This window comes from Pedobacter sp. ASV12, from assembly GCF_016429155.1.
Classification (GTDB): Bacteria; Bacteroidota; Bacteroidia; order Sphingobacteriales; family Sphingobacteriaceae; genus Pedobacter.
The window spans coordinates 1-20204 of record NZ_JAELUC010000043.1; the positions used below are offsets into that span (position 1 = coordinate 1).

At 47.0% G+C, this 20204-nt stretch carries 20 protein-coding genes; 11 read left to right on the forward strand and 9 right to left on the reverse strand.

Annotated features, from left to right (window positions below):
* A partial coding sequence (locus JHD69_RS21015) for a hypothetical protein (protein ID WP_233165881.1) occupies positions 1-216 on the forward strand: 216 nt, incomplete at its 5' end.
* 138 nt (positions 217-354) lie between these two features.
* On the opposite strand, the gene JHD69_RS11565 is transcribed toward JHD69_RS21015, so the two are convergent.
* Both JHD69_RS11565 and JHD69_RS11570 read right to left on the reverse strand, forming a co-directional pair.
* Positions 355-1602 carry a DNA cytosine methyltransferase gene (locus tag JHD69_RS11565; RefSeq protein ID WP_199140469.1) on the reverse strand — a complete coding sequence of 416 codons (1248 nt, stop codon included), beginning with the start codon at positions 1600-1602 and terminating at the stop codon, positions 355-357.
* A 350-nt stretch (positions 1603-1952) separates the two neighbouring features.
* Entirely contained in the window at positions 1953-2345 is a 393-nt protein-coding gene (locus JHD69_RS11570; protein ID WP_199140471.1) for a hypothetical protein, read from the reverse strand.
* Here JHD69_RS11570 and JHD69_RS11575 point away from each other — a divergent pair.
* Positions 2344-2952: a hypothetical protein gene (locus tag JHD69_RS11575; RefSeq protein WP_199140473.1), complete on the forward strand. Its 609-nt coding sequence runs from the start codon at positions 2344-2346 to the stop codon at positions 2950-2952. The genes JHD69_RS11570 and JHD69_RS11575 overlap by 2 nt on opposite strands.
* Positions 2953-3035: 83 nt before the next feature.
* Here JHD69_RS11575 and JHD69_RS11580 read toward each other — a convergent pair whose 3' ends face one another.
* Together JHD69_RS11580 and JHD69_RS11585 are read right to left on the reverse strand one after the other, a co-directional pair.
* Complete coding sequence (locus JHD69_RS11580; protein ID WP_199140475.1) at positions 3036-5420, reverse strand: hypothetical protein; 2385 nt, start codon at positions 5418-5420, stop codon at positions 3036-3038.
* Complete coding sequence (locus JHD69_RS11585) at positions 5386-6369, reverse strand: hypothetical protein (protein WP_233165883.1); 984 nt, start codon at positions 6367-6369, stop codon at positions 5386-5388. The genes JHD69_RS11580 and JHD69_RS11585 overlap by 35 nt, the downstream gene beginning before the upstream one ends.
* Before the next feature lie 50 nt (positions 6370-6419).
* Between JHD69_RS11585 and dtd the strand changes: the two genes are divergently transcribed.
* From dtd to JHD69_RS11600, 3 genes are all read left to right on the forward strand, one after another.
* Positions 6420-6872: a D-aminoacyl-tRNA deacylase gene (dtd, locus tag JHD69_RS11590; RefSeq protein ID WP_199140479.1), complete on the forward strand. Its 453-nt coding sequence runs from the start codon at positions 6420-6422 to the stop codon at positions 6870-6872.
* A gap of 76 nt (positions 6873-6948) precedes the next feature.
* Positions 6949-8481: a glycosyltransferase family 39 protein gene (locus tag JHD69_RS11595; protein WP_199140481.1), complete on the forward strand. Its 1533-nt coding sequence runs from the start codon at positions 6949-6951 to the stop codon at positions 8479-8481.
* Complete coding sequence (locus tag JHD69_RS11600; protein ID WP_199140483.1) at positions 8478-8804, forward strand: nucleotide pyrophosphohydrolase; 327 nt, start codon at positions 8478-8480, stop codon at positions 8802-8804. Before JHD69_RS11595 ends, JHD69_RS11600 begins: the two co-directional genes overlap by 4 nt.
* Before the next feature lie 204 nt (positions 8805-9008).
* On the opposite strand, the gene JHD69_RS11605 is transcribed toward JHD69_RS11600, so the two are convergent.
* On the reverse strand, positions 9009-9398 hold the full coding sequence (locus JHD69_RS11605; protein WP_199140485.1) for an HIT family protein: 390 nt from the start codon (positions 9396-9398) through the stop codon (positions 9009-9011).
* A gap of 64 nt (positions 9399-9462) precedes the next feature.
* Complete coding sequence (gene greA / locus JHD69_RS11610) at positions 9463-9936, reverse strand: transcription elongation factor GreA (RefSeq protein ID WP_199140487.1); 474 nt, start codon at positions 9934-9936, stop codon at positions 9463-9465.
* A 204-nt stretch (positions 9937-10140) separates the two neighbouring features.
* Here greA and JHD69_RS11615 point away from each other — a divergent pair, with 204 nt between their 5' ends.
* On the forward strand, positions 10141-12012 hold the full coding sequence (locus JHD69_RS11615; protein WP_199140489.1) for a M1 family metallopeptidase: 1872 nt from the start codon (positions 10141-10143) through the stop codon (positions 12010-12012).
* An 86-nt stretch (positions 12013-12098) separates the two neighbouring features.
* Here JHD69_RS11615 and JHD69_RS11620 read toward each other — a convergent pair whose 3' ends face one another.
* From JHD69_RS11620 to rsmA, 3 genes are all read right to left on the reverse strand, one after another.
* Positions 12099-12575 carry an OsmC family protein gene (locus tag JHD69_RS11620; protein ID WP_199140491.1) on the reverse strand — a complete coding sequence of 159 codons (477 nt, stop codon included), beginning with the start codon at positions 12573-12575 and terminating at the stop codon, positions 12099-12101.
* 94 nt (positions 12576-12669) lie between these two features.
* The gene (locus JHD69_RS11625; RefSeq protein ID WP_199140493.1) at positions 12670-13599 is read right to left on the reverse strand and encodes a 2-hydroxyacid dehydrogenase; all 930 of its coding nucleotides are present in this window, start codon (positions 13597-13599) and stop codon (positions 12670-12672) included.
* 3 nt (positions 13600-13602) lie between these two features.
* A complete protein-coding gene (gene rsmA / locus JHD69_RS11630; protein ID WP_199140495.1) occupies positions 13603-14391 on the reverse strand; it encodes a 16S rRNA (adenine(1518)-N(6)/adenine(1519)-N(6))-dimethyltransferase RsmA in 789 nt (262 codons plus the stop codon).
* A gap of 478 nt (positions 14392-14869) precedes the next feature.
* On the opposite strand from rsmA, the gene pdxA reads away from it, so the two are divergent.
* The 5 genes from pdxA to rpmF all read left to right on the forward strand — a co-directional run bounded on the left by pdxA (position 14870) and on the right by rpmF (position 20164).
* Positions 14870-15949 carry a 4-hydroxythreonine-4-phosphate dehydrogenase PdxA gene (pdxA, locus tag JHD69_RS11635; RefSeq protein WP_199140497.1) on the forward strand — a complete coding sequence of 360 codons (1080 nt, stop codon included), beginning with the start codon at positions 14870-14872 and terminating at the stop codon, positions 15947-15949.
* Between the two features lie 296 nt (positions 15950-16245).
* Positions 16246-18312: a gliding motility-associated C-terminal domain-containing protein gene (locus tag JHD69_RS11640; RefSeq protein ID WP_199140499.1), complete on the forward strand. Its 2067-nt coding sequence runs from the start codon at positions 16246-16248 to the stop codon at positions 18310-18312.
* A 52-nt stretch (positions 18313-18364) separates the two neighbouring features.
* Entirely contained in the window at positions 18365-19216 is an 852-nt protein-coding gene (locus JHD69_RS11645; RefSeq protein WP_199140501.1) for a sulfurtransferase, read from the forward strand.
* Positions 19217-19425: 209 nt separating this feature from the next.
* Positions 19426-19953: a YceD family protein gene (locus JHD69_RS11650; protein WP_199140503.1), complete on the forward strand. Its 528-nt coding sequence runs from the start codon at positions 19426-19428 to the stop codon at positions 19951-19953.
* A 19-nt stretch (positions 19954-19972) separates the two neighbouring features.
* On the forward strand, positions 19973-20164 hold the full coding sequence (rpmF, locus tag JHD69_RS11655) for a 50S ribosomal protein L32 (protein WP_199140505.1): 192 nt from the start codon (positions 19973-19975) through the stop codon (positions 20162-20164).
* Positions 20165-20204: the final 40 nt, after the last annotated feature.

Sequence of the window (20204 nt, forward strand, 5' to 3'; positions counted from 1 at the left end):
CCCCCCCCCCCCCCCCCCCCCCCCCCCCCCCCCCCCCCCCCCCCCCCCCCCCCCCCCCCCCCCCCCCCCCCCCCCCCCCCCCCCCCCCCCCCCCCCCCCCCCCCCCCCCCCCCCCCCCCCTTTTTTACTCCCCCCCCCACCACCGACAACACCCCATGTCGTGGTTCGTCGGCAGCGTCAGATGTGTATAAGAGACAGTTGGCATTGTTGGAATAAATATTTTCAAAACGAATTGTTACTTCAGTAGCTTTGGCATCAAATGAGTTTTTAACAAGCTCAAAAACCGCTACAAAGTTATCTGTGATCAGCTCACTCCCTATTAAAGTTTTTAATCCAGAACTTACTTTGAAATACTTATCGCTCATCCTGGATCAATTGGTGTAAAATTAAACCACTTTGCTCGCCAAACAAAGGTGGTATGGCATTTCCAATTTGGGTGTAACGAGGCACCTCTTTTACTCGGTCTTTGCCTCCTGTGGTGTACTTTCCTCTAAAAAGATACCAGTCAGGAAAACTCTGTATACGTGCATATTCGCGTACAGTTAGAATACGTGGCTCCTTGTAGTGAATATAATCATCGGGCAAAGTAGTAATGGTAGGTGCGGGTTTGTTGGCAGCCAACGGGATAATTACATGTTTGTTTATTTTAAGTGTTTCCTTAAAAGCAGTTCCAAGGTTCTTGCCCTTAGGTGCTGATAAGAATAGCGTAAACTTTTGTTCTATATCTGATCTGTGGTTTGGAAAGCTATGGCTATCGGGCACATTTCCAACACTATCTGCTCTTAGATATTGTTGATATAAGGATTGTGCAGGTGCATATTTGCCACTGAAGAATTTCTTGCCCCTATCCGGGGTTGGAGCCAATCCATTACTTTTTAAAAGGTCTGATATGGCATCGGCCAGTTTTGGGTTTTGAGGCAGGTTTTTGCCTTCTAGAAAGCTTTTCTTATTGGCTGTTGCCCTTGTAAAAAAAGTCTTTGCTTTAAGTTTTTTAACTGTTGCAATATCTTTTCTTATACCTACCAATATAAATCTGGTTCTTTTTTGAGGCACACCAAACCTAGAAAAATCGACCATACGCCCTTCTACCTGATAACCTAGCCTATTAAGCACATCTACCACGTACTGCGAGTAGGCCTTACCTTTAGACTTAGCCGCTTGCTTAAGCTCAGCCTTGTTCTTTTTAAATTCGAGGGTAAACCCCTTTACATTTTCAAAGAAAATCATCTTGGGCCGCGTATACATGATAAACTTAAGATATGACCTAATTAAGCCATTCCTTATATCGTCTTCTCTTCGCAGCCCTGCAACAGAAAAGCCCTGACACGGAGGTCCCCCAGCCACAAGATCTACCTTGTCTCTAAGGCCAATAAGCTGGTCTTTATATTCGGCCAGTACATTATCTATTTCTAAATTCTGTTGCGGAAGCCAAGCTGGCCAGTCAAAATGATTTTTGTTCTTAATTAGGTTGTACTCTAAGGTTTCGAAAGCATCCTTATTCTTTTCAATAGCAAAAACCCCTTTCCATCCCGCATTATGTAGGCCAAGGGATAGCCCCCCACAACCGGCAAATAAATCAATGTAGGAATATGTAGGTTTCATAATTGTAAACGATAGCTAAAAATACTAGCAAGGTAAGCATTTTTTGAAAAACCTACAAGCTATGCAAATTCCAAACTAGTACAATTACCAAGTTTTTACAAATAAGACAAAAAATAGAACATTTTCGCGCCAAATTAATCGTCAATTAAGGCTTGGATAACTTAGCAAAAAACAACTGCAATTGAGCATTTAAATTACAGTTAAATCCATTTTCCAAAAAACAACATAATTAACTGATAATTAACAAATTATATTCTTAAAAAGCCTTGCAATTGCGCAAAATTGTTTGCTCATTTGGCCTGTGCAGGCGCCCATGCCAAACCGCCCTGCCGCCCTGCAAATATGGCTACCTACCTGCCCACTTTAACACTGCCCAAGCCCCTGCTGGCCCGCCAGCCGCCCCTGTTTTGGGCCAGCCATGGCCTATTGGTACGTACAAACAGGCTTTTTGGCTCCAAAAACACATTATTGTGGGTACGCAAAACCCTGCCGAGGGTTGCTTTTGCCCTGCCGCAAGTACGCAAAGCCTTGCTGCGTACCCGCAGCACCACACCGAGGGTACGCAGCAACACGCTGGAGGCAGGCAGCGGGCCACCGAGGCCATGCAACGCCACGCCGCGTATATGCAAAGAAGCGCTGCGTACATGCAAAGCCCCATGGCGTACCCGCAAAGGCTTATACAAACCATAAAAAACAAAAACAGCTGCTAACCGCGCAACGCTGCGCACAAATACCGCAACCATGAAAAAACCAAAAATTGTAACCAGCTTTAACCGCTACCGCGATACCGACCTCGAAAACAAGGCGCGCACCATTTTAACCAGCCTAACCAGCAACGGCAATTTTGCCAACCCAACACCCTCGCTAAACGAGCTGCAAACGGCCTTGGACAACTACAGCGCCGCCCTTAGCCGCACCGAAAACGGCGGCAGGCTAGAAACCACGGCCAAAAACGAGAGCCGCCAAAAGCTTGAAGACGTGCTGTACAGGCTGTCGCTTTACGTAGAGGCCACGGCCGATGGCAGCGAGCTGCTGCTGGTAAGCTCGGGCTACACGCTGGCCAAGGCCCAAACGCCTATAGGCCTGTTGCCACGCCCCGAAAACTTTAGCGCCAAGCCTACAGAAAAGGGCATGGTGCAGCTCAGGCTCGATGCCGTTTACGGTGCCGACAGCTACCAGTTCGAGTACCGCCCCGTAGGCAGTGAAGCGTGGACCATTGCCGTAGCCAGCAAAAGCTCGCTGCTGCTCAGTGCGCTAAGCAGCGGCATCGAGTACGAGTTTAGGGTAGCGCCAATAGGCGCAGCCGCCGAGCACGTGTACAGCAACGTGGTAAAAAGCTTTATCCTTTAGCCCCTGCTATCAAACACCATTACACATAGGAGGCACGGTGCCTTAAAGCCTGTGCGCCTATGTTGCCGCCAAGCGCGCTAAAACTATTTCCTGGCCGTGGCGCTCCTTAAAAAATCGCGCAGGTAGCTGCATTCGGCAACAGCCGTTTTGTAGAACGGAGTTTGGGCATAGCCGGCCCTAAGCTCTCTAAAGTAAGGGTTATCTATATTCTTCGCAATGAAGCCCCGCTGCCTTGCCTCGTAATCATTAGTGTACCAATTGACAAAGCCGGTATTAACAATCCTTTTCTGCTCGCATTTGGCCAGCATAAACGTACACTTGGCCCTAAAGTTGGCATCGGTACTCAGCGCCCTTGCCTTTAGGTACCAGGCCTTGGCGGTTTGGGCCAGCTTAAAGTCGGCATCGTAGGTGTACGCTGCCGGATCGTAGTTGGCGTAGCTGCTCCAATCGTAGCTGATCAGAAACCAAGCATTGCCGTAATAGCCCGTTTGGTAAATGCCGTTGGCCATCTTAAAATAATACAATGCGGCGTTTTTCTTGTCGCTCACAATAAGCTGCTGCAGGCGCAGCATTTCTTGCGCAAATCTCTTCTTGTTGTAGCGCTTTGTTTTCGAAGCGTACTGCTTCGGATAATCGTTAAAGGTGGTATTGAACGGATTGGCATACAGAACCTGGTCGCTGTACCAGTTGCTGGGCTCAAACAGCGCATAGTTTTTATCGAGCTTGTTAAACCAGGCCAAGGCCTTTGCATATTGATGCGTACGCAGGTAAACGGTGCCGCACAGCTCGTAAAAATCGTCGCTGTTCAGCTGCTGGAAACCGTTGGCCAATAGCCCATCCAGATTGTTGGCGGGTGCCGTTTTCCTGATGGTGGCCAGGGCCTCTACGCCTTTTGGCCCCAGATAGTTGCGCCAAAAAGAAATGGTTTGCCAGCTTAGGCCAGACAGCTTCATGTTTTTTGGGGGCTTTACAAACAAATCGCCCTTTAGCATGGCCAGGGCCGCCCTGGCCGTATCGCCCATTTTGATATAGGCCGGCGCCAGCAGCTGCTGGTAAAAGTTGCGGGTGGTTGTGGTAAAGCGCTGCTGCCCGCCATATTCAATAGCCGAGAAATCGTCTTGCCGATGGCGTGTGTTTTCTGCATACCTCTTCTCGTCTAACCATTGCAGTACCGGCAGCAGGCTGTTTGGGTTAAAGGCACTCCCCTTTTTGATTTTGGAGGCCTCGCATAAAAGCGTTACTATGCGGATCTGGTCGCGCAGGCGTGCCGACAGCGGCGCCCCAGGCCTGATTTCCTGCAGGTACAGCTGGGCCTGCAGGGGCTTGCCTTCCATCCACGACAGGTAGGCCGCCGTTACGGTGCCCAATTCGGGTTCGGGATATTTTTTTTCGGCAGCCAGCTTCAGGGCAAAGGCCTTAACCCTGGCCAGGTAATTTAAATGGACACGTTTTAGGCTATCGGCCGATTGTTTATCGTTGCCCCAATACCTGTCGAAAAAGTCTTTTGAGTACTTGCTCCTTTCAATCAGGTCTTTTTCGAGCTTGCTTACTTCGCGCACCAGCAAGGCTCCGCTAAGCTTGCTGGCCGGCACATAACGGTAAACCTGCTGCAGGCTTTCCAATTGAAAGTCGGGGTTGCCAAAGCTGGCAATGGCCAGCACGTTTGCCTTTTCTTCGTCGCTTTTGGCATAGCCAAGCACCTCGTTTACCTTGGGGCTGGTATAGAAATAATTCTTGTAGGCCTGTACGCGCCTTTCGGGATTGCTGGCAAAAACCTTCGAATAGAGAAATGCCGCCTCTGCCGGCCTGCCCGAATAACGCACCGCACCCGCATAAATTGCCGTTGCCCAGCCCTTGGCAGCGCTGTTTGTTTTGATGGGGCCGATCAGTTTCTCGTAGGCCAACCTGCTGTCGGCATAGTTTTTGGCATAATGAAACAGGCGCTCGGCCTGGTAGGCATACCGCAGCTTCAAAAAATCGTCTCTGCCTGCCTTATCGGCAAGCGCCAAAGCCTCCTTCGCTTTTTTGATCATCAGCACGCTGTCTCTAACCGCAGGGTCCCAGGCATCGGCCTCAATTACGGTAAAAGGTTCGCAGCTTTTGGCGAAGGTATAATAGGCCCCGGCTTTCGGGTTTTTGGACAGAGCCTGCCAAAAGGATGTATTGGCCAGGCTATCGGTAGCGCCATACATTTCGTTGTACACATCTTCTTTTTTGGCCTTCAGGTAGCTGGCCCACTCGGCACTGTTGATGTCGGCTTCGCTAACCACCTCTTCTTCGCTGTAAAGGGGCAGCATGCTGTTAAAGGAAAACGGGGCATACTCATCGCCCTGCACATTGTTGTGGAAATAGGAGATGTAGTAATCGTAGGGATCTTGCTCGGGCCCGCAGGCCAGATTGACGGCAATTTCGCCAAAGAAAACGGCAAGGAAGCTAACGCAGCAAATCGCCGATTTTTTCCAGTTCATGGGCAGGGTGGTTTTTAAGGATGGCACTGTCTAAATGATAGAACACTAAATTAAGGGGTTTTTCGGATAAATAACGCGACAAATATTGCGCCACTTCGCGCACCTGGGCGGGCTTGCTTTCTTCGTACCTGATTTCGTCGTTCTTTTTGAGGCCAAACTGGGGCAGGTCGGTCTTTGCCTGGTACAAACCTTCGGCATCAAAACCAAACAGCGCGGGGTTTTTCAGATCGGTCGGCGCCAAGCGTTTGGATATGCCGATGTACTGGCCGTTCCTAAAGGCCACCGCCCAGCCAAACAGCGGCAGGCCTACATCAATAGGCATGGGATAATAGCCCAGGTTTTTACCTGCATATTTTTGCAGTTCGGCTACCTCCAAAATAGAGTTCTGTTTGCCGTATTTGCGCAAATTGCCCATGTTATAGCACATAAGCAGCACTTTGCCTACAGGCGGTATGCCCATACCCGCCTGGTTTTTGAGCTGGTGCAGGCGCAAGGTGGCCGATAGCGTTATGCCCTTGTTAAGCTTGGCCATTTCGGTTAGGAACATAAAATAGGGGGCTTTGGTACCTGCAGTCCAGTCGCAGTCGAGCTGAAGCTCGCCATAGCCCTTTTTGCCTGCCTGCCCTACCTTGCCCTTTACAAAGCGCATTACATTGGCCGCAAGCTGCCTTACCTGTGCTTCGCTTTTGTTTTTAAATACGTCGTTAACGATAAAGACCACAGGTACGATGTCCAAGCTGTCGGGAAGCCGGTCGGCAAAGCTGATGGGTGCAACCGGAATCGGCTCGTTTTGCCCATCAACGTCCATGATACGTACATAGAGTTTTTTGCTGCGCAGTTGCTGCAGGTACCTGCTTTCGTCGGCATTTTGTTTGTAAACCGTTTTCCAGTAGTAGAAAGTGGTGTTTACTTCTCTTTTTTGTTGGCAGCCGATTAGCAGAATTATCAAAAACAGTATATACTTGTATCGCATAAGCTAAATTAGCATTTAAATCTAACATGAGAGCAGTAATACAGCGCGTAACGCAGGCCAGTTGCACCGTAGATAGCCAGATTACCGGCGCAATAGAAAACGGCTTTTTGGTGCTGCTGGGCATTGAAGATGCCGATACGCAGGAAGACCTGGAGTGGCTGGCGCAGAAGATAGCCAACATGCGCGTTTTTGGCGACGAAAATGGCCTGATGAACAAGGCCCTGGCCGATATTGGCGGCAACATCCTGCTCATTAGCCAGTTTACCTTGTTTGCCAGCACCAAAAAGGGCAACCGCCCCGGCTTTACCCGCGCCGCCCGGCCCGACAAGGCCATACCGCTGTACGAGGAAATGATCAAACAGCTGGGCCAGCTGATAGGCAAGCCCGTGCAATGCGGCATTTTTGGAGCCGATATGAAGATCAGCCTGCTTAACGACGGGCCGGTAACCATCATCATCGATACCAAAAACAAGGAATAGCTGGCAAACCACATCCGTGTGTAACACCGGCCAGCTTTAGCCGTCAAAAAAAACAACCCTAAACCCCATCAAGCCCATGGCAAACCCGGCTACAAAAAACAAGGAACGCTTAATATTGCTGGCCTTCTTGCTGCTTAAACTCGTTTTGTCTTTTGTGTTGGTCAACAATGTTTACGAACTGCACCGCGACGAGTACCTGCATATTGACCAAGGCAGGCACCTGGCCGCCGGCTTTACTTCGGTGCCGCCACTCACCTCGCTTTTTTCTTGGCTTATCCAGGCCCTGGGCAATGGTTTTTTTATAGTCCGCCTGTTTCCGGCACTTTTCGGCATGCTCACCATTGCCTATTGCTGGAAAACCATCGACTTTTTAAAGGGCAACCTGCTGGCCAAGTGTCTTGTAGCAGTGGCGCTCATCTGTTCGTCGCTGCTCAGGCTCAACACGCTTTACCAGCCCAACTCTTTTGATGTATTGGCCTGGACGGTTGCCTTTTATTACCTGTTGCGCTATTTTAACGGCAGCCAACCCAAATACCTTTACTTTTTTGCCGTAACTATTGCCCTGGGCTTCCTGAACAAATACAACATCCTGTTTCTGGTGATGGGTTTGTTGCCAGCCATGATCATAACGCCGGGCAGAAAGGTTTTTGCCGATAGGCATTTTTATTTCGCCCTGCTTTTAGGCTTGGCCATGGTGCTGCCCAACCTCGTTTGGCAGGTAGGCCACCAGTTTCCTGTACTGAAGCATATGCAAGAGCTGCAGCGCACCCAACTGGTACATGTAAGCCGCTTCGGTTTCCTCATTAGCCAGCCCCTGTTTTTTATCAGTTCTATTTTTGTACTGCTGGCTGGCTTAGTTGGCCTTTTGCTGTACAAGCCGTTTAGGCCATACCGATGGGTGTTGCTTGCCTATATATTTACGATGGCCATTTTTACCTTCTTCAGGGCCAAAGATTACTATGCCTTGGGCCTTTATCCTATATTGCTGGCCTTTGGCGCTGCCTTTTTGGGGCAGTGGCTGGCCAAGCGGCGCGTACTGGGCACCAGTTTGTTTGTGTTTAACATCGGTTCTTTTGTGTACCTGCTGCCCCTCATTATGCCTGTTTATTCGCCGGCACAAATCGTGGCGCACCATAAGCGTTTTGAAAGGGTGGGTTCGCTACGCTGGGAAGATGGCAAAAACCACCAGCTGCCACAAGACTATGCCGACATGCAGGGCTGGGAAGAGCTGGCCCAACTAACCGATAGTGCCTATGCCCTGGTAAAAGACAAGGATGGCCTTTTGGTGCGCGCCGATAACTACGGACAGGCGGGCGCCATCAATTATTACTCTAAATACAAGAACATCAGTGCGGTGGCCTACAATGCCGATTATTTATACTGGTTTAACCTGGATAAGCCCATCAAAACCATAATCATGGTAACCGGCTACCACGACGAAGATCCGCTCAGAACCAGAGAAAAACCTTATTTTGCAAAAATCACCAAGATTGGCGAGATTAAAAATCCTTATGCCCGCGAGCGGGGTGCAGGTGTATTTTTGCTCGAAGGTGCCACGGCTGAGGTTACGCCCATCATTAAAAGAGAAATAGAAGAAGAAAAGCAATGACGATAAACGAAGCACAGGAAACGGTAGACCAATGGATCAAGACCACGGGCATCCGCTATTTTAACGAACTGACCAATACGGCCATCCTGATGGAGGAAGTGGGCGAAGTGGCCCGCATTATGGCCCGCAAATACGGCGAGCAGTCGTTCAAAAAAAGCGACGAGGAAGTGAACCTGGCCGACGAAATGGCCGATGTATTGTTCGTACTCATCTGCCTGGCCAACCAAACCGGCATAGACCTGAACCAGGCACTGGTTAAAAACCTGGAAAAGAAAACCATCCGCGATGCCGACAGGCACAAGAACAATGAAAAATTGAAATAGTTTGTTGGATGGTTAGTTAGTTGGTTGGTTTTTTAGTGGTTCGGTAACGAAGGCTGTTTGGCCTAATCCTTATTTCGTAATTACCGATGGATCAATCAACCTGTTCTCTACCGGCAACCCACTCACAACCGAGAACCCGTAACCCGTAACCGAAAACCCATAACCAAAAAAAAGCCCGCTGCTTGGCAACGGGCTTTTTTTGATCTACAATACCGCTCGTATCTTCTGGGCCGCTGCGGCCAGCTCGTCTTGTGAGGGTCTTAGTTTTTCTTTGGCAAAGTTCATATCGCTCACGTTGTTCATGGGGATGAGGTGGATATGCGCATGGGGCACTTCGAGGCCGATAACCGCCACCCCTACTTTTTTGCAGGGAAAGGCTTTTTTAACGCCCACCGCCACCTGCTTGGCAAACAGCATCAGCTTGGCATAGGTTTCGTCTTCAATATCGAAAATGTAATCCACTTCCCTTTTCGGGATTACCAGCACATGGCCCATTACCAAAGGGCTTACGTCTAAAAAGGCCAGAAAGTCTTCGTTCTCTGCCACTTTGTGTGCCGGAATATCGCCACTTACGATTTTAGAAAAGATGCTCATATCAGGATATTTTAGATTTGCGATTTTAGAATTACGATTTAGATTGAGGATTTGAACCTTAAGCTTACCTCGATATCTCTAGGATTTCGAATTCTATTTTGCCTGCCGGCACCTGGATTTCGGTCTTGTCGCCCACCGATTTGCCCAATAAACCCTGCGCAATTGGCGATTTTACCGAGATCTTTCCGGTTTTAAGGTCGGCTTCACTTTCGGCTACCAACTGGTAGGTCATGGTGGCGCCGTTCTTCACGTTTTTAATCTTAACGATAGAGAGGGCCAATACCTTCGAGGTATCTAATTTCGATTCGTCCAACAGGCGCGAATTAGCCAGGGTGGCTTCCAATTTGGCTATTTTGGCCTCGTGCAGGCCCTGCGCCTCCTTGGCGGCATCGTATTCGGCGTTCTCAGACAAATCGCCCTTATCGCGGGCTTCGGCAATGGCCTTTGCAATAGCCGATCTTCCTTCGGTTTTTAACTGGTGAAGTTCTTCTTTAAGTTTTTCTAATCCTTCTTTGGTATAATAAGTAATCTCTGCCATAACACTATTTCTTTTGCTTTAGTCTCTATAAAAAACAAACAAGACTATATTGGCCTCGGCCTCCATAGTCTTGCTGTGATTAAAACGAAGATATAAGGCAATTTTTATAAAAGCAAATATTTTAATCGAAAAAACAATCGCTCGACAATTGACCTTCTATTTTGCTACCTTAGTTCATTAATTAGCTTATTAATCTAAACTGAAATGAAAAAACTGATACTGGGCACTTTGTTGCTGGCCTGTTCATCGGCCGTTTTTGCACAAGAACTATATATGCCCCGCAACATTAAAGCGACCTACGAAAAAGGCACGCGCGCGATGGACGGCAAACCCGGCAAAAACTACTGGCAGAACCATGGCAAGTACAACATGGAAATCAGCGTTAACCCCGATACCAAGGTGGTAAGTGGCACCGAAAGCATCGAATACAGCAACAATAGCCGCGATACGCTCAAAACCATCACCATCCGCTTCGTCAACAACCTGCACAAGCCAACCTCATCACGAGGCTCTAATGTATCGCCCGATTTTTTGAGCGAGGGGCTCACCATTACTTCCTTCAAAATTAACGGCGAAACTTATAACGTCAATGCCAAAAACTGGGGCACTACCGGCGATGTTCGACTGAAAGCACCTTTGCTGCCAGGCCAAAAAGCCATGCTGAACATCGACTGGAACTATCCGCTATCCAAAGAAAGCGGCCGCGAGGGACAGATCAACCCCACCACCATGTTTGTGGCCTACAGCTACCCGCGCGTTTCGGTATACGACGATTATAACGGCTGGGACCGCGTTCCGCATACCGACCGCCAGGAGTTCTACAACGATTTCAATGATTACACTTTCGCCATCAAGGCACCTAAAAACTATATCGTTTATGCCACCGGCGATTTGCTGAACCCCGACGAGGTATTGCAGCCCGAATTTGCCGCACGCCTCAAAAAATCGTACACCAGCGACGAGGTTATCCATATTGCCAACGAGCAGGAAGTAAAAGAAGGCAAAGTGACCCAGCAAAACGACTGGAACACCTGGAAATTTATGGCCAATAACATTGTTGATGTTTGCTTCGGACTGAGCAGCACCTACATTTGGGATGCCGGCAGCGTGGTGGTCGATTCGAAAACCGGTCGCAGAACCAGCACCCAAGCCGCCTACGATGTAAAGGGCACCGACTTTGTAAACTCGGTTAAATTTAACAACTATGCCTTGGCCTGGTTCTCTAACAACTGGCCGGGCGTTCCTTATCCTTTTTCGAAAATGACGGCATTTCAGGGCTTTGCCGATATGGAATACCCGATGATGGTAAACGACTCGCAAACCGGCGACATGAAATTTGCCCAACTGGTGCAGGACCACGAAATTGCGCATACTTATTTTCCGTTTTACATGGGCATTAACGAAACGCGCTATGCCTTTATGGACGAAGGTTGGGCTACCACCCTCGAATATTTGATCGGCATTGCCGAACATGGCAAAGAATCGGCCGATAATTTTTATAAGAGTTTTAGGGTAAACAGCTACATCAGGGATAAATCAGGCGAAGAAGACCAGCCGATCATTACCATGTCTACCCAGGTATCGGGCGCAGGCTATGGCAACAACTCTTATGGCAAGGCTTCGTTGTCGTACCTGGCATTGAAAGACTTGCTTGGCGATGATTTGTTTAAAAAAGCACTGCACCATTACATGGACAACTGGAACGGCAAGCATCCTATCCCTTGGGATTACTTCAATTCGATGAACAGCGGTTCGGGCCAAAACCTGAACTGGTTTTTCCAAAACTGGTTTTTCACCAACAATTACCTCGACCTAAGGTTTGTCGAGGTTAAGAAAACTCCGGGCCCGCTACAGTTCCGTATAGAGAATGTGGGTGGCTTTGCCATTCCGTTTGATGTTATTCTTACGTTTGAGGATGGCTCTACCAAAAAAGAGCATTTTACGCCAGCCTTCTGGAAAGCAGGCAAATCGGGCACGATTAAAATGGCAGCAGGCAAGCCGGTAAAATCGATCAAGATCGACAACGGTATTTTTGTAGATGCTACTCCAGCCGATAATATCTGGACAGCGAAATAAAGCATACCGTCTGATAAACACTAGCCATAAAAAAAATCCCGAAGCAAGCTTTCGGGATTTTTTTTATGATTAAACCGTTCTTTTAATTACTCGTTAATAGCCGTACAGCTGGCCCGATGCTTTACCGGAAAGTTAAGCGAGTTGGCAATAAAGCACATTTTGTTGGCTTCTTCGTGCAGGGCATTAGCCAGGTCTTTTTGGGCCGCATCAGAAATCACCACCTCGGGTTGCAGCAACACTTCCTTAAACTGGCCGCTGCCATCGGCATTTTCTATCATTAGGCCCGCCGCATTATCTCTATATTCCAGCACCACGATTTCGTTTTTGGAACACAGGTGCAGGTACCACAACATGTGGCAGGAAGAAATAGACGACAGCAAAAGATCTTCGGGATTGTATTTAGTCTTATCGCCCAAAAAAGCAGAATCGGAAGAGCCCGCAATAGGCGTTTTGCCCGCTATCGAAACCACAAAATCGCGGTCGTACGAGCGATAGTCCATTGTGCCAGACCCTTTGTTTCCTGTCCAAACCAGTTCGGTTTTATATTGATGTTCCTTTGCCATGTCTTTGAGATTTGAGTATTAAGATAAGAGATTTAAGCCCTTATTTGCAAATTAAAAACGCTGAATCGACAGCAGGTTATGGCAATTTAAGGAATTATAAACGTATTTCCTTGAGTTTTTCGACCAGCACTTCGGAAATTTTACGGTACGAATCGAAAGTCCACCCGGCTACATGGGGCGTTAAAATCACTTGGTCTGATTCGCGCAGCTCTGTATACCATGGCTGCGCAGCTAGTGCCGGAAACTTTTCTGTTTCGAGCACATCCAATCCGGCGCCAATAATTTTTCCAGCCCTGATATTATTCAACACTGCCTGTGTATCGACAATTTCGCCCCGAGCGGTATTGATCAGAAAGATGGGTTTTTTAAAATGGAAAAAATACTCGTCGTTTACCATTTGCCTGGTTTCGGCGGTAAGCGGAATATGCAGGCTCAGCACATCGCTCTGCCTAACGATTTCTTCCATGCTTACTTCTTTGGCATAGTCATCGGTAAAGCCGGTTTTATATTTGTCGTAAGCCATTACCTCAACTTCAAAACCTGCCAGCTTTCTGGCCATTTTTTGGCCCATAAAGCCATAACCGATCAGGCCAACGGTTTTGCCTTTCAGCTCGTAGCCACGGTTGCCTTCCCTATCCCACACGCCATTGCGCACCTGCTGGTCGGCTTTGCGAAAATTATTCATCAGCGCCAGCAACAGACCTACGGCATGTTCGCCCACGGCATCGCTATTGCCTTCTGGTGCATTGATCAGTTTGATGTTTCTTGCTTTGGCCACTTCCTCGTCAATATTGTCTAGCCCGGCACCCGCACGAGCTACAAATTTAAGCCGAGGCGCCACATCCAACAGTTCTTGGTCTATCCTAAATTTGGTACGCACGGCAATACCCACATAATCTTTAATGATGGCTAGGGTTTCGGCACGTGTAATCAAGGGCAGGTCGTCAACTTCGAAGCCAAGAGTCCTGGCCTGTTCGGCAAATAGGGGATGGAGATCGTCTACAATTAAAATTTTTGGTTTCATGGCTTAAGAAGCAAGCATTAGTTGGCTCAGGTGTTGGGTTAGTTCAATAAAATCGGCTACGCTCAATTGTTCGGCGCGCTTATCAAAAAACGGATGCTGGTCCATCTGTTCTTTTTTGATGGTACCCGACAAGGCGTTGCGCAAGGTTTTGCGGCGCTGGTTGAACCCGGCTTTTACCGTACGCCAAAATAGCTTTTCATCGCAAGGCAGGGTCTCGGTTTGGTTTCTGCTTAAGCGGATTACCCCAGAATTAACCTTAGGAGGCGGATTAAAAGTGCCTGGCTTTACGGTAAACAGGTAGTCGATATCGTAATAAGCCTGGATCAGCACACTGAGGATACCGTACTCTTTGGTGCCCGATTTGGCCGCGCAGCGTTCGGCCACCTCTTTCTGGAACATGCCTACCATTTCTACCACGTTAGCACGATGTTCGAGAATCTTGAACAAAATTTGCGAAGAAATATTATAGGGAAAATTACCAATTACGGCAAATTTGCCCGGAAAAATAGCCGTTAAGTCGAGTTTCAGGAAATCGCCGTTAATGAGCCTATCGCCCAATTGCGGGTATTTTTGCTGCAAAAAGTGATAGGATTCTACATCGATGTCGATCAAAAAAGTTTCAAGGTTTTCTCTTTCCAGTAGAATATCAGACAAGATGCCCATGCCCGGCCCTACTTCCAACACCTGGCGGTACTGGTTGGTATGGACAAGGCCGTTTACAATCTTTTCGGCTATCTTTTTATCGGTTAAGAAATGTTGCCCTAAATGTTTTTTTGCTTTTACTAAACTCATTTTCTCGATTTTTACCGCTAAGCCCACAAAGGTAAGGTTTTATGACGCAATAATTCAGGAGAATGCATCAGCTTTGGTTTCATAAATCCGGCTATTCCATTATTTTGAACCATCAAGGCATGAGGTTTCATTAATGAAGTTATTTCAGGAGTTTTTAAATAATCTATGGCTCGTTACTTCACCACCTAAGGCACCTGAGTACTCCTAAGGGTTAATTGCTTTAGCCTTATGCCAGCTTGGCTCCAATAAAACCATTTTACTTAACGGCACTAAGGGTTCTTAGGTGATAAATATATTTGCCAAGGCGTCTATAACCTAACCTCAGACACCTAAGCTCATCTAAGCGTTGGAAAATCTTTTACTTAACATACAACTTGACACTTATGCTTAATGTACTGTGATTACGGTCAGAAAACCTGGCAATCTTTGTGGTTAACCATTATAATCGCTAATTTGCGCTAAATTCTTTTTGATAAGCATGAGCGACAAAGTTAAAATAGGCATCAGCATAGGAGACGTAAATGGAATAGGTTTAGAGGTAATCTTAAAAACCCTGGCCGAGCAGAAAATACTAGATTACTGTACTCCAATTGTTTACGGGCATACCAAGGTGGCTTCGTTTCACCGCAAATCTTTGCACATGAACGATTTTGCCTTCAACGTAATCGGCAGTGCCGACGCCGCCAACCCCCGCAAGGCCAACATGATCAACTGCTGGGAGGAAGATGTAAAAATTGAACTTGGCCAAGCCAACGAAACCGGTGGCAAGTATGCATTATTGTCGCTGCAAAAGGCAACTGACGATTTGCTGGCCGGTGCGATCGATGCCTTGGTAACCGCTCCCATCAACAAAAACAACATCCAATCAGAGAACTTCAACTTTCCGGGCCATACCGAATACCTGCAAGAACGCAGTGGCAGCAACGATGTACTGATGTTCCTGATCAGCGATAGCCTGCGCGTAGGCGTAGTGACCGGCCATATCCCTGTGAAAGAAGTACCACAGGCCATTACCCAAGAAAAAATCGTAAAAAAACTACAGCTCATCAACGATAGCCTGAAAAAGGATTTCTGGATAGAAAAGCCGAAAATAGCCGTATTGGGCCTTAACCCTCATGCCAGCGACAATGGCTTGCTGGGCAAAGAAGAACAGGAAATTATCAGTCCGGCCATCCAAGCGGCTTTCGACAAAGGCATTATCTGTTTTGGCCCTTATCCGGCCGACGGCTTTTTTGGCAACGGTACCTACAAGCAGTTCGATGCGGTGTTGGCCATGTACCACGACCAAGGACTTATTCCTTTCAAAACCATCGCTTTTAGCACTGGCGTAAACTATACAGCCGGATTAAAGTTTGTACGCACCTCGCCCGACCATGGCACAGGCTACGATATTGCAGGCAAAAACCTGGCCGACCCAACGTCGTTTATGGAAGCGCTTTTTGCCGCCATCCACATTGTGAAGCACCGCAGGGAACAGGAAGCCATGCTGGGCAATCAGTTAAAAACAGGTGGCAAGATTATCGAAACTGCAGCCGACGTGAAGGATGATGCGAATTAACCTCTTAAACTTACATCTATTTGATTAATCGCTCTCCATTAAATGCCAAGCTATGCTTTACGGTGCTTACCGTTTTAGCCAGCCTTTATTTTTCGTTTGGCTTTGGCAGGCAACCGGTCTTAAAACCCTCTAAAACAAATCATCAACCAACTGTTCCCAAAAGAGGGTTCACTAAAAAAGCCTCTTTTAAATCCACTCTCCCGTCTTTTTGCTCGGCCGTTCTCAGCGGGAACACTTGCGTTGGCAGTACCTTAACCTTAAACAGCAGTGATCCTGTTGCTTCCATATCCTGGTTGTTGGATGGAGTTTCCGTACTTGACCAAACCATCAATAAGCAGAACAACGGGCAAGTGGTTGCAGGCGGCAATGGAACCGGAAATGCAGCCAATCAGCTTTATAATCCAAACCGACTTTTTGTTGATCAGGAAGGCAACATGTACATTCCCGACATGGCCAACAACAGGATCCAAAAATGGACGTCTGGAGCCACATCGGGAACAACCATTGCTGGTGGCAATGGAACTGGCAATGCACCTAATCAATTTAATAGGCCAACCGCAGTTACAGCCGATGCTTTGGGAAATATTTATGTGGCCGACCAAAACAATTCTCGCATACAAAAATGGAGTGTTGGCGCAACTTCAGGCGTTACGGTTGCTACTTCATTAAACACACCTACCGGAATTTGCCTGGACGCTGCCGGCAATTTATACGTATCTGAGCAAAATGGCCAATGTGTACGGAAATATACAAATGCAACCGGAACAGGTGTAATTGTTGCTGGCGGAAATGGCTACGGAAGCTCTTCGAACCAACTTGCTAGCCCTACCGGCATCTTTGTAGACAACAAAAACAATCTTTATATCTGTGATACGGACAATTCGAGAATCCAAAAATGGGTTATTGGGGCCAGTTCAGGCACTACGGTTGCCCGTATCAGCGGTAATCCGCTCGGGGTTTATGTTGATGGCACCGACAATATCTACATTACCGATTATACTGGGTTTAGCGTACAAAAATGGCCTTCTGGCGCAAGCAATGGCACCATTATAGCAGGTGGCAACGGACAGGGAAGCAATCCTAATCAGATTACACCTGCTGGTGTTTGGATGGATAAATATAATAACCTCTACGTTTCCGACTTTTTAAATGGGCGAATCATCAAGTTTTCTAATATTTATACTGGAACCTATACCGCACTTAAGGCGGGAACTTATACGGCCAAAATCACAACGACCTCCGGCTGCATTGCAATATCAAATGCCATCGTTGTACAAAACAATGCGACGCCCAAAATAACAATTTCATCGAACACCACAGTTGCTTGTAGCCAATTTGGACCTACTTTTACAGCTTCGATAGCAGATGGAGGCGCCAACCCAACTATACAATGGAAGGTGAACAGTGTAGCTGTACCAAACGCCAATGCCACTTCGTTTGCTGCATCGGGCTTAAAGGCCGGCGATTTAGTAAGCTGCGAAGTGATTAATAATGATATATGCGTAATCAATGCCCTAGCTTTGAGTAATACAATTGCACTTATTACTCCAATAGAAAGTCCAACGGTTAGCATCGATCTCGACCGCAATAATGTTTGCCAAGGCGCTAAACTTACTTTTACGGCTACCGCAACCAATGCCGGCACATCTCCTTCATATCATTGGAAAATCAACAATGTTGCCTTGCCAAGTGCCACAGGCAATGTTTTCGAAAGTACTGATCTAAACGACAACGACGAGGTGAGTTGCGAAATAAACAGCGATGCCCAATATTGTCAAGCCACAGCAATTGCAAGCAGCAATATCGTAAAAGTTAAAGTAAATCCAATCTTAACGCCAAGCATCGCTATTGTGGCAGATCAAACTAAGATTTACGAAAACACCAATGTTACATTTCGTGCCAACACGACCAACGAAGGAACTAGCCCTACTTACCAATGGTTTGTTAATGGCTACCCGACCGGATCTGACAATAGTACATTTACGACCAATTCTTTAAAAGATGGCGATGAAATAAACTGCCTACTAAACGTCAGCACCTTATGCACAAGCTCCAACACAGTCGTTTCTAACACTTTGATCATAACCGTAATCAAAGTCATTAAAGTAGTCCCATCAAACACCTTTACGCCGAATGGTGATGGCGTTAACGATTTATGGACAATAGAGGAGCTTAAAAGTTTCCCTAAATGCAAAGTACAGGTCTTCAACAGAAACGGCACGGAAATCTACAACTCAATTGGCTATGCAAAGCCTTGGGATGGCACTTACAAAAACAAAATATGCAATCCCGGGGTATATTATTACGTCATTAATTTAGATGGCGATAAAATTATTTCGGGAAGCCTGACCCTCTTAAAATAGTGTATTTTCGGAATATAAGGCTTAAATTTGCTTAAGCTTAACCCCCCAACCTATGCAACACCAAACCTCACCAATCATACAGCCTGCCGAACTGCTTGCATTAGCCAACGATCCAAACTTGGTCTTGATCGATGCCAGCGCGGGTTCTAAAGTCAGGTATGACGAAAAGCATTTAAAAGGCGCCTTATATATCGACCTGAATACCGATCTGGCTGATATTAAAGCCGACTATGCCGATGGTGGCAGGCACCCCCTGCCTACTACCGATCAGTTTGCAACGGTTTTGGGCAAATTCGGAATTTCGCCAAGCAGCCATGTGGTGATTTATGACGACAAAAACGGCTCCAACGCTGCTGCGCGTTGCTGGTGGATGCTGAAAGCCATAGGCCATCCGAAAGTACAAGTGCTTAACGGAGGATTTAATGCGGGCATCGAAGCGGGTTTTGCAACAAGAGGTGAAGTTGAAACACCAAAAGAAACAGGCAAATATCCGATCGGGAATTGGAATTTAACCCAGGCAGCCCTTAGCGAAGTAGAAGAAGCCAGCAAAAACGGCAAGCAATTGATTATTGACGTGAGAGACGCCAATCGTTATGCCGGACTTACCGAACCCATCGATCTAATAGCGGGCCATATTCCGGGGGCGGCCAATATTCCTTTTACCGAAAACCTCGACAGCAATGGCTGGTTTTTGGCACCCGACGTTTTAAAGGCAAAATACGAAAAAGCCTTAACCGGTTTTGGTGCTGCGCAAACCATTGTACATTGTGGATCTGGTGTAACTGCCTGCCATACCTTACTGGCCATGGCCTATGCCGGCTTGCCTATTCCTAAACTCTATGTAGGTTCGTGGAGCGAATGGTCGAGAAACGACAAAGAGATGGTGCTCGCGCCGAAGGGCTAGCTTGCAGCCGATAGTAAGCAATTGCTATGGACTAATCCTCTCCATTTAATCATCCAACAATTCAACATATCGTTCCCAAACGCAAGCCAGCCGTCCAACCAGCTACTGCCCAATGAACTATTGAACAAACGAACCGCATTCTATTTTGCAAAAATATTTCTCTTTAAATAAAATTCTTTCTACCTTTGCAGGCTAAAATTTAGTTACAATTGAAAGCGTTAAAACAATTTTCAATCCCGTTTACTGGCTTGAAACTGGGCAAGCACCAGTTCGAGTTCGAGATTGACAAAAGCTTTTTTGATGCATTTGAGTACTCTTTGGTAAAAGATGGAGCACTTAAAGCCACAGTTGAGCTAGATAAACAAGAAACGATGCTGCTATTGGATTTCCACGTCTGGGGAACGATACAGCTGAATTGCGACAAATGTTTATCTGAGTTTGCCCAGTCAATTGAACTGAAGGAGAGGCAGATTGTAAAATTTACCGAAGACGAAGGAGAAAGCGATGATTTAGACATCATCATCCTTCACAAAAAGGAAAGCGCTATCGATGTTTCGGAATCGATTTACGAATTCATTACCGTGGCGGTTCCCTACATTAACAGTTGTGCGCAAGCCGGACAGGAATGTGATCAGCAAATGCTGGCCACTTTAGACAAACTATCGGGCGAAAGCACAACGCCAGAAGAAGAACAAAATGACGACCCACGTTGGGCCGCCTTAAAAAAATTAAAATAAATAATTAAACAAATCAGCAATGGCACATCCAAAACGCAAGGTTTCTAAACAAAGAAGAGACAAAAGAAGAACTCACTATAAAGCAGTAGCACCTTCTTTGACCACATGCCAAACTACTGGTGCTGTACACTTACCTCACCATGCTTACAATGTTGACGGCAACTTGTACTACAACGGCAAATTAGTTATAGAAAACACTTCGATAGGTTAATTTTCTGAAAAATTTTTGTGCTTTCCATTGGTTTAAGTTT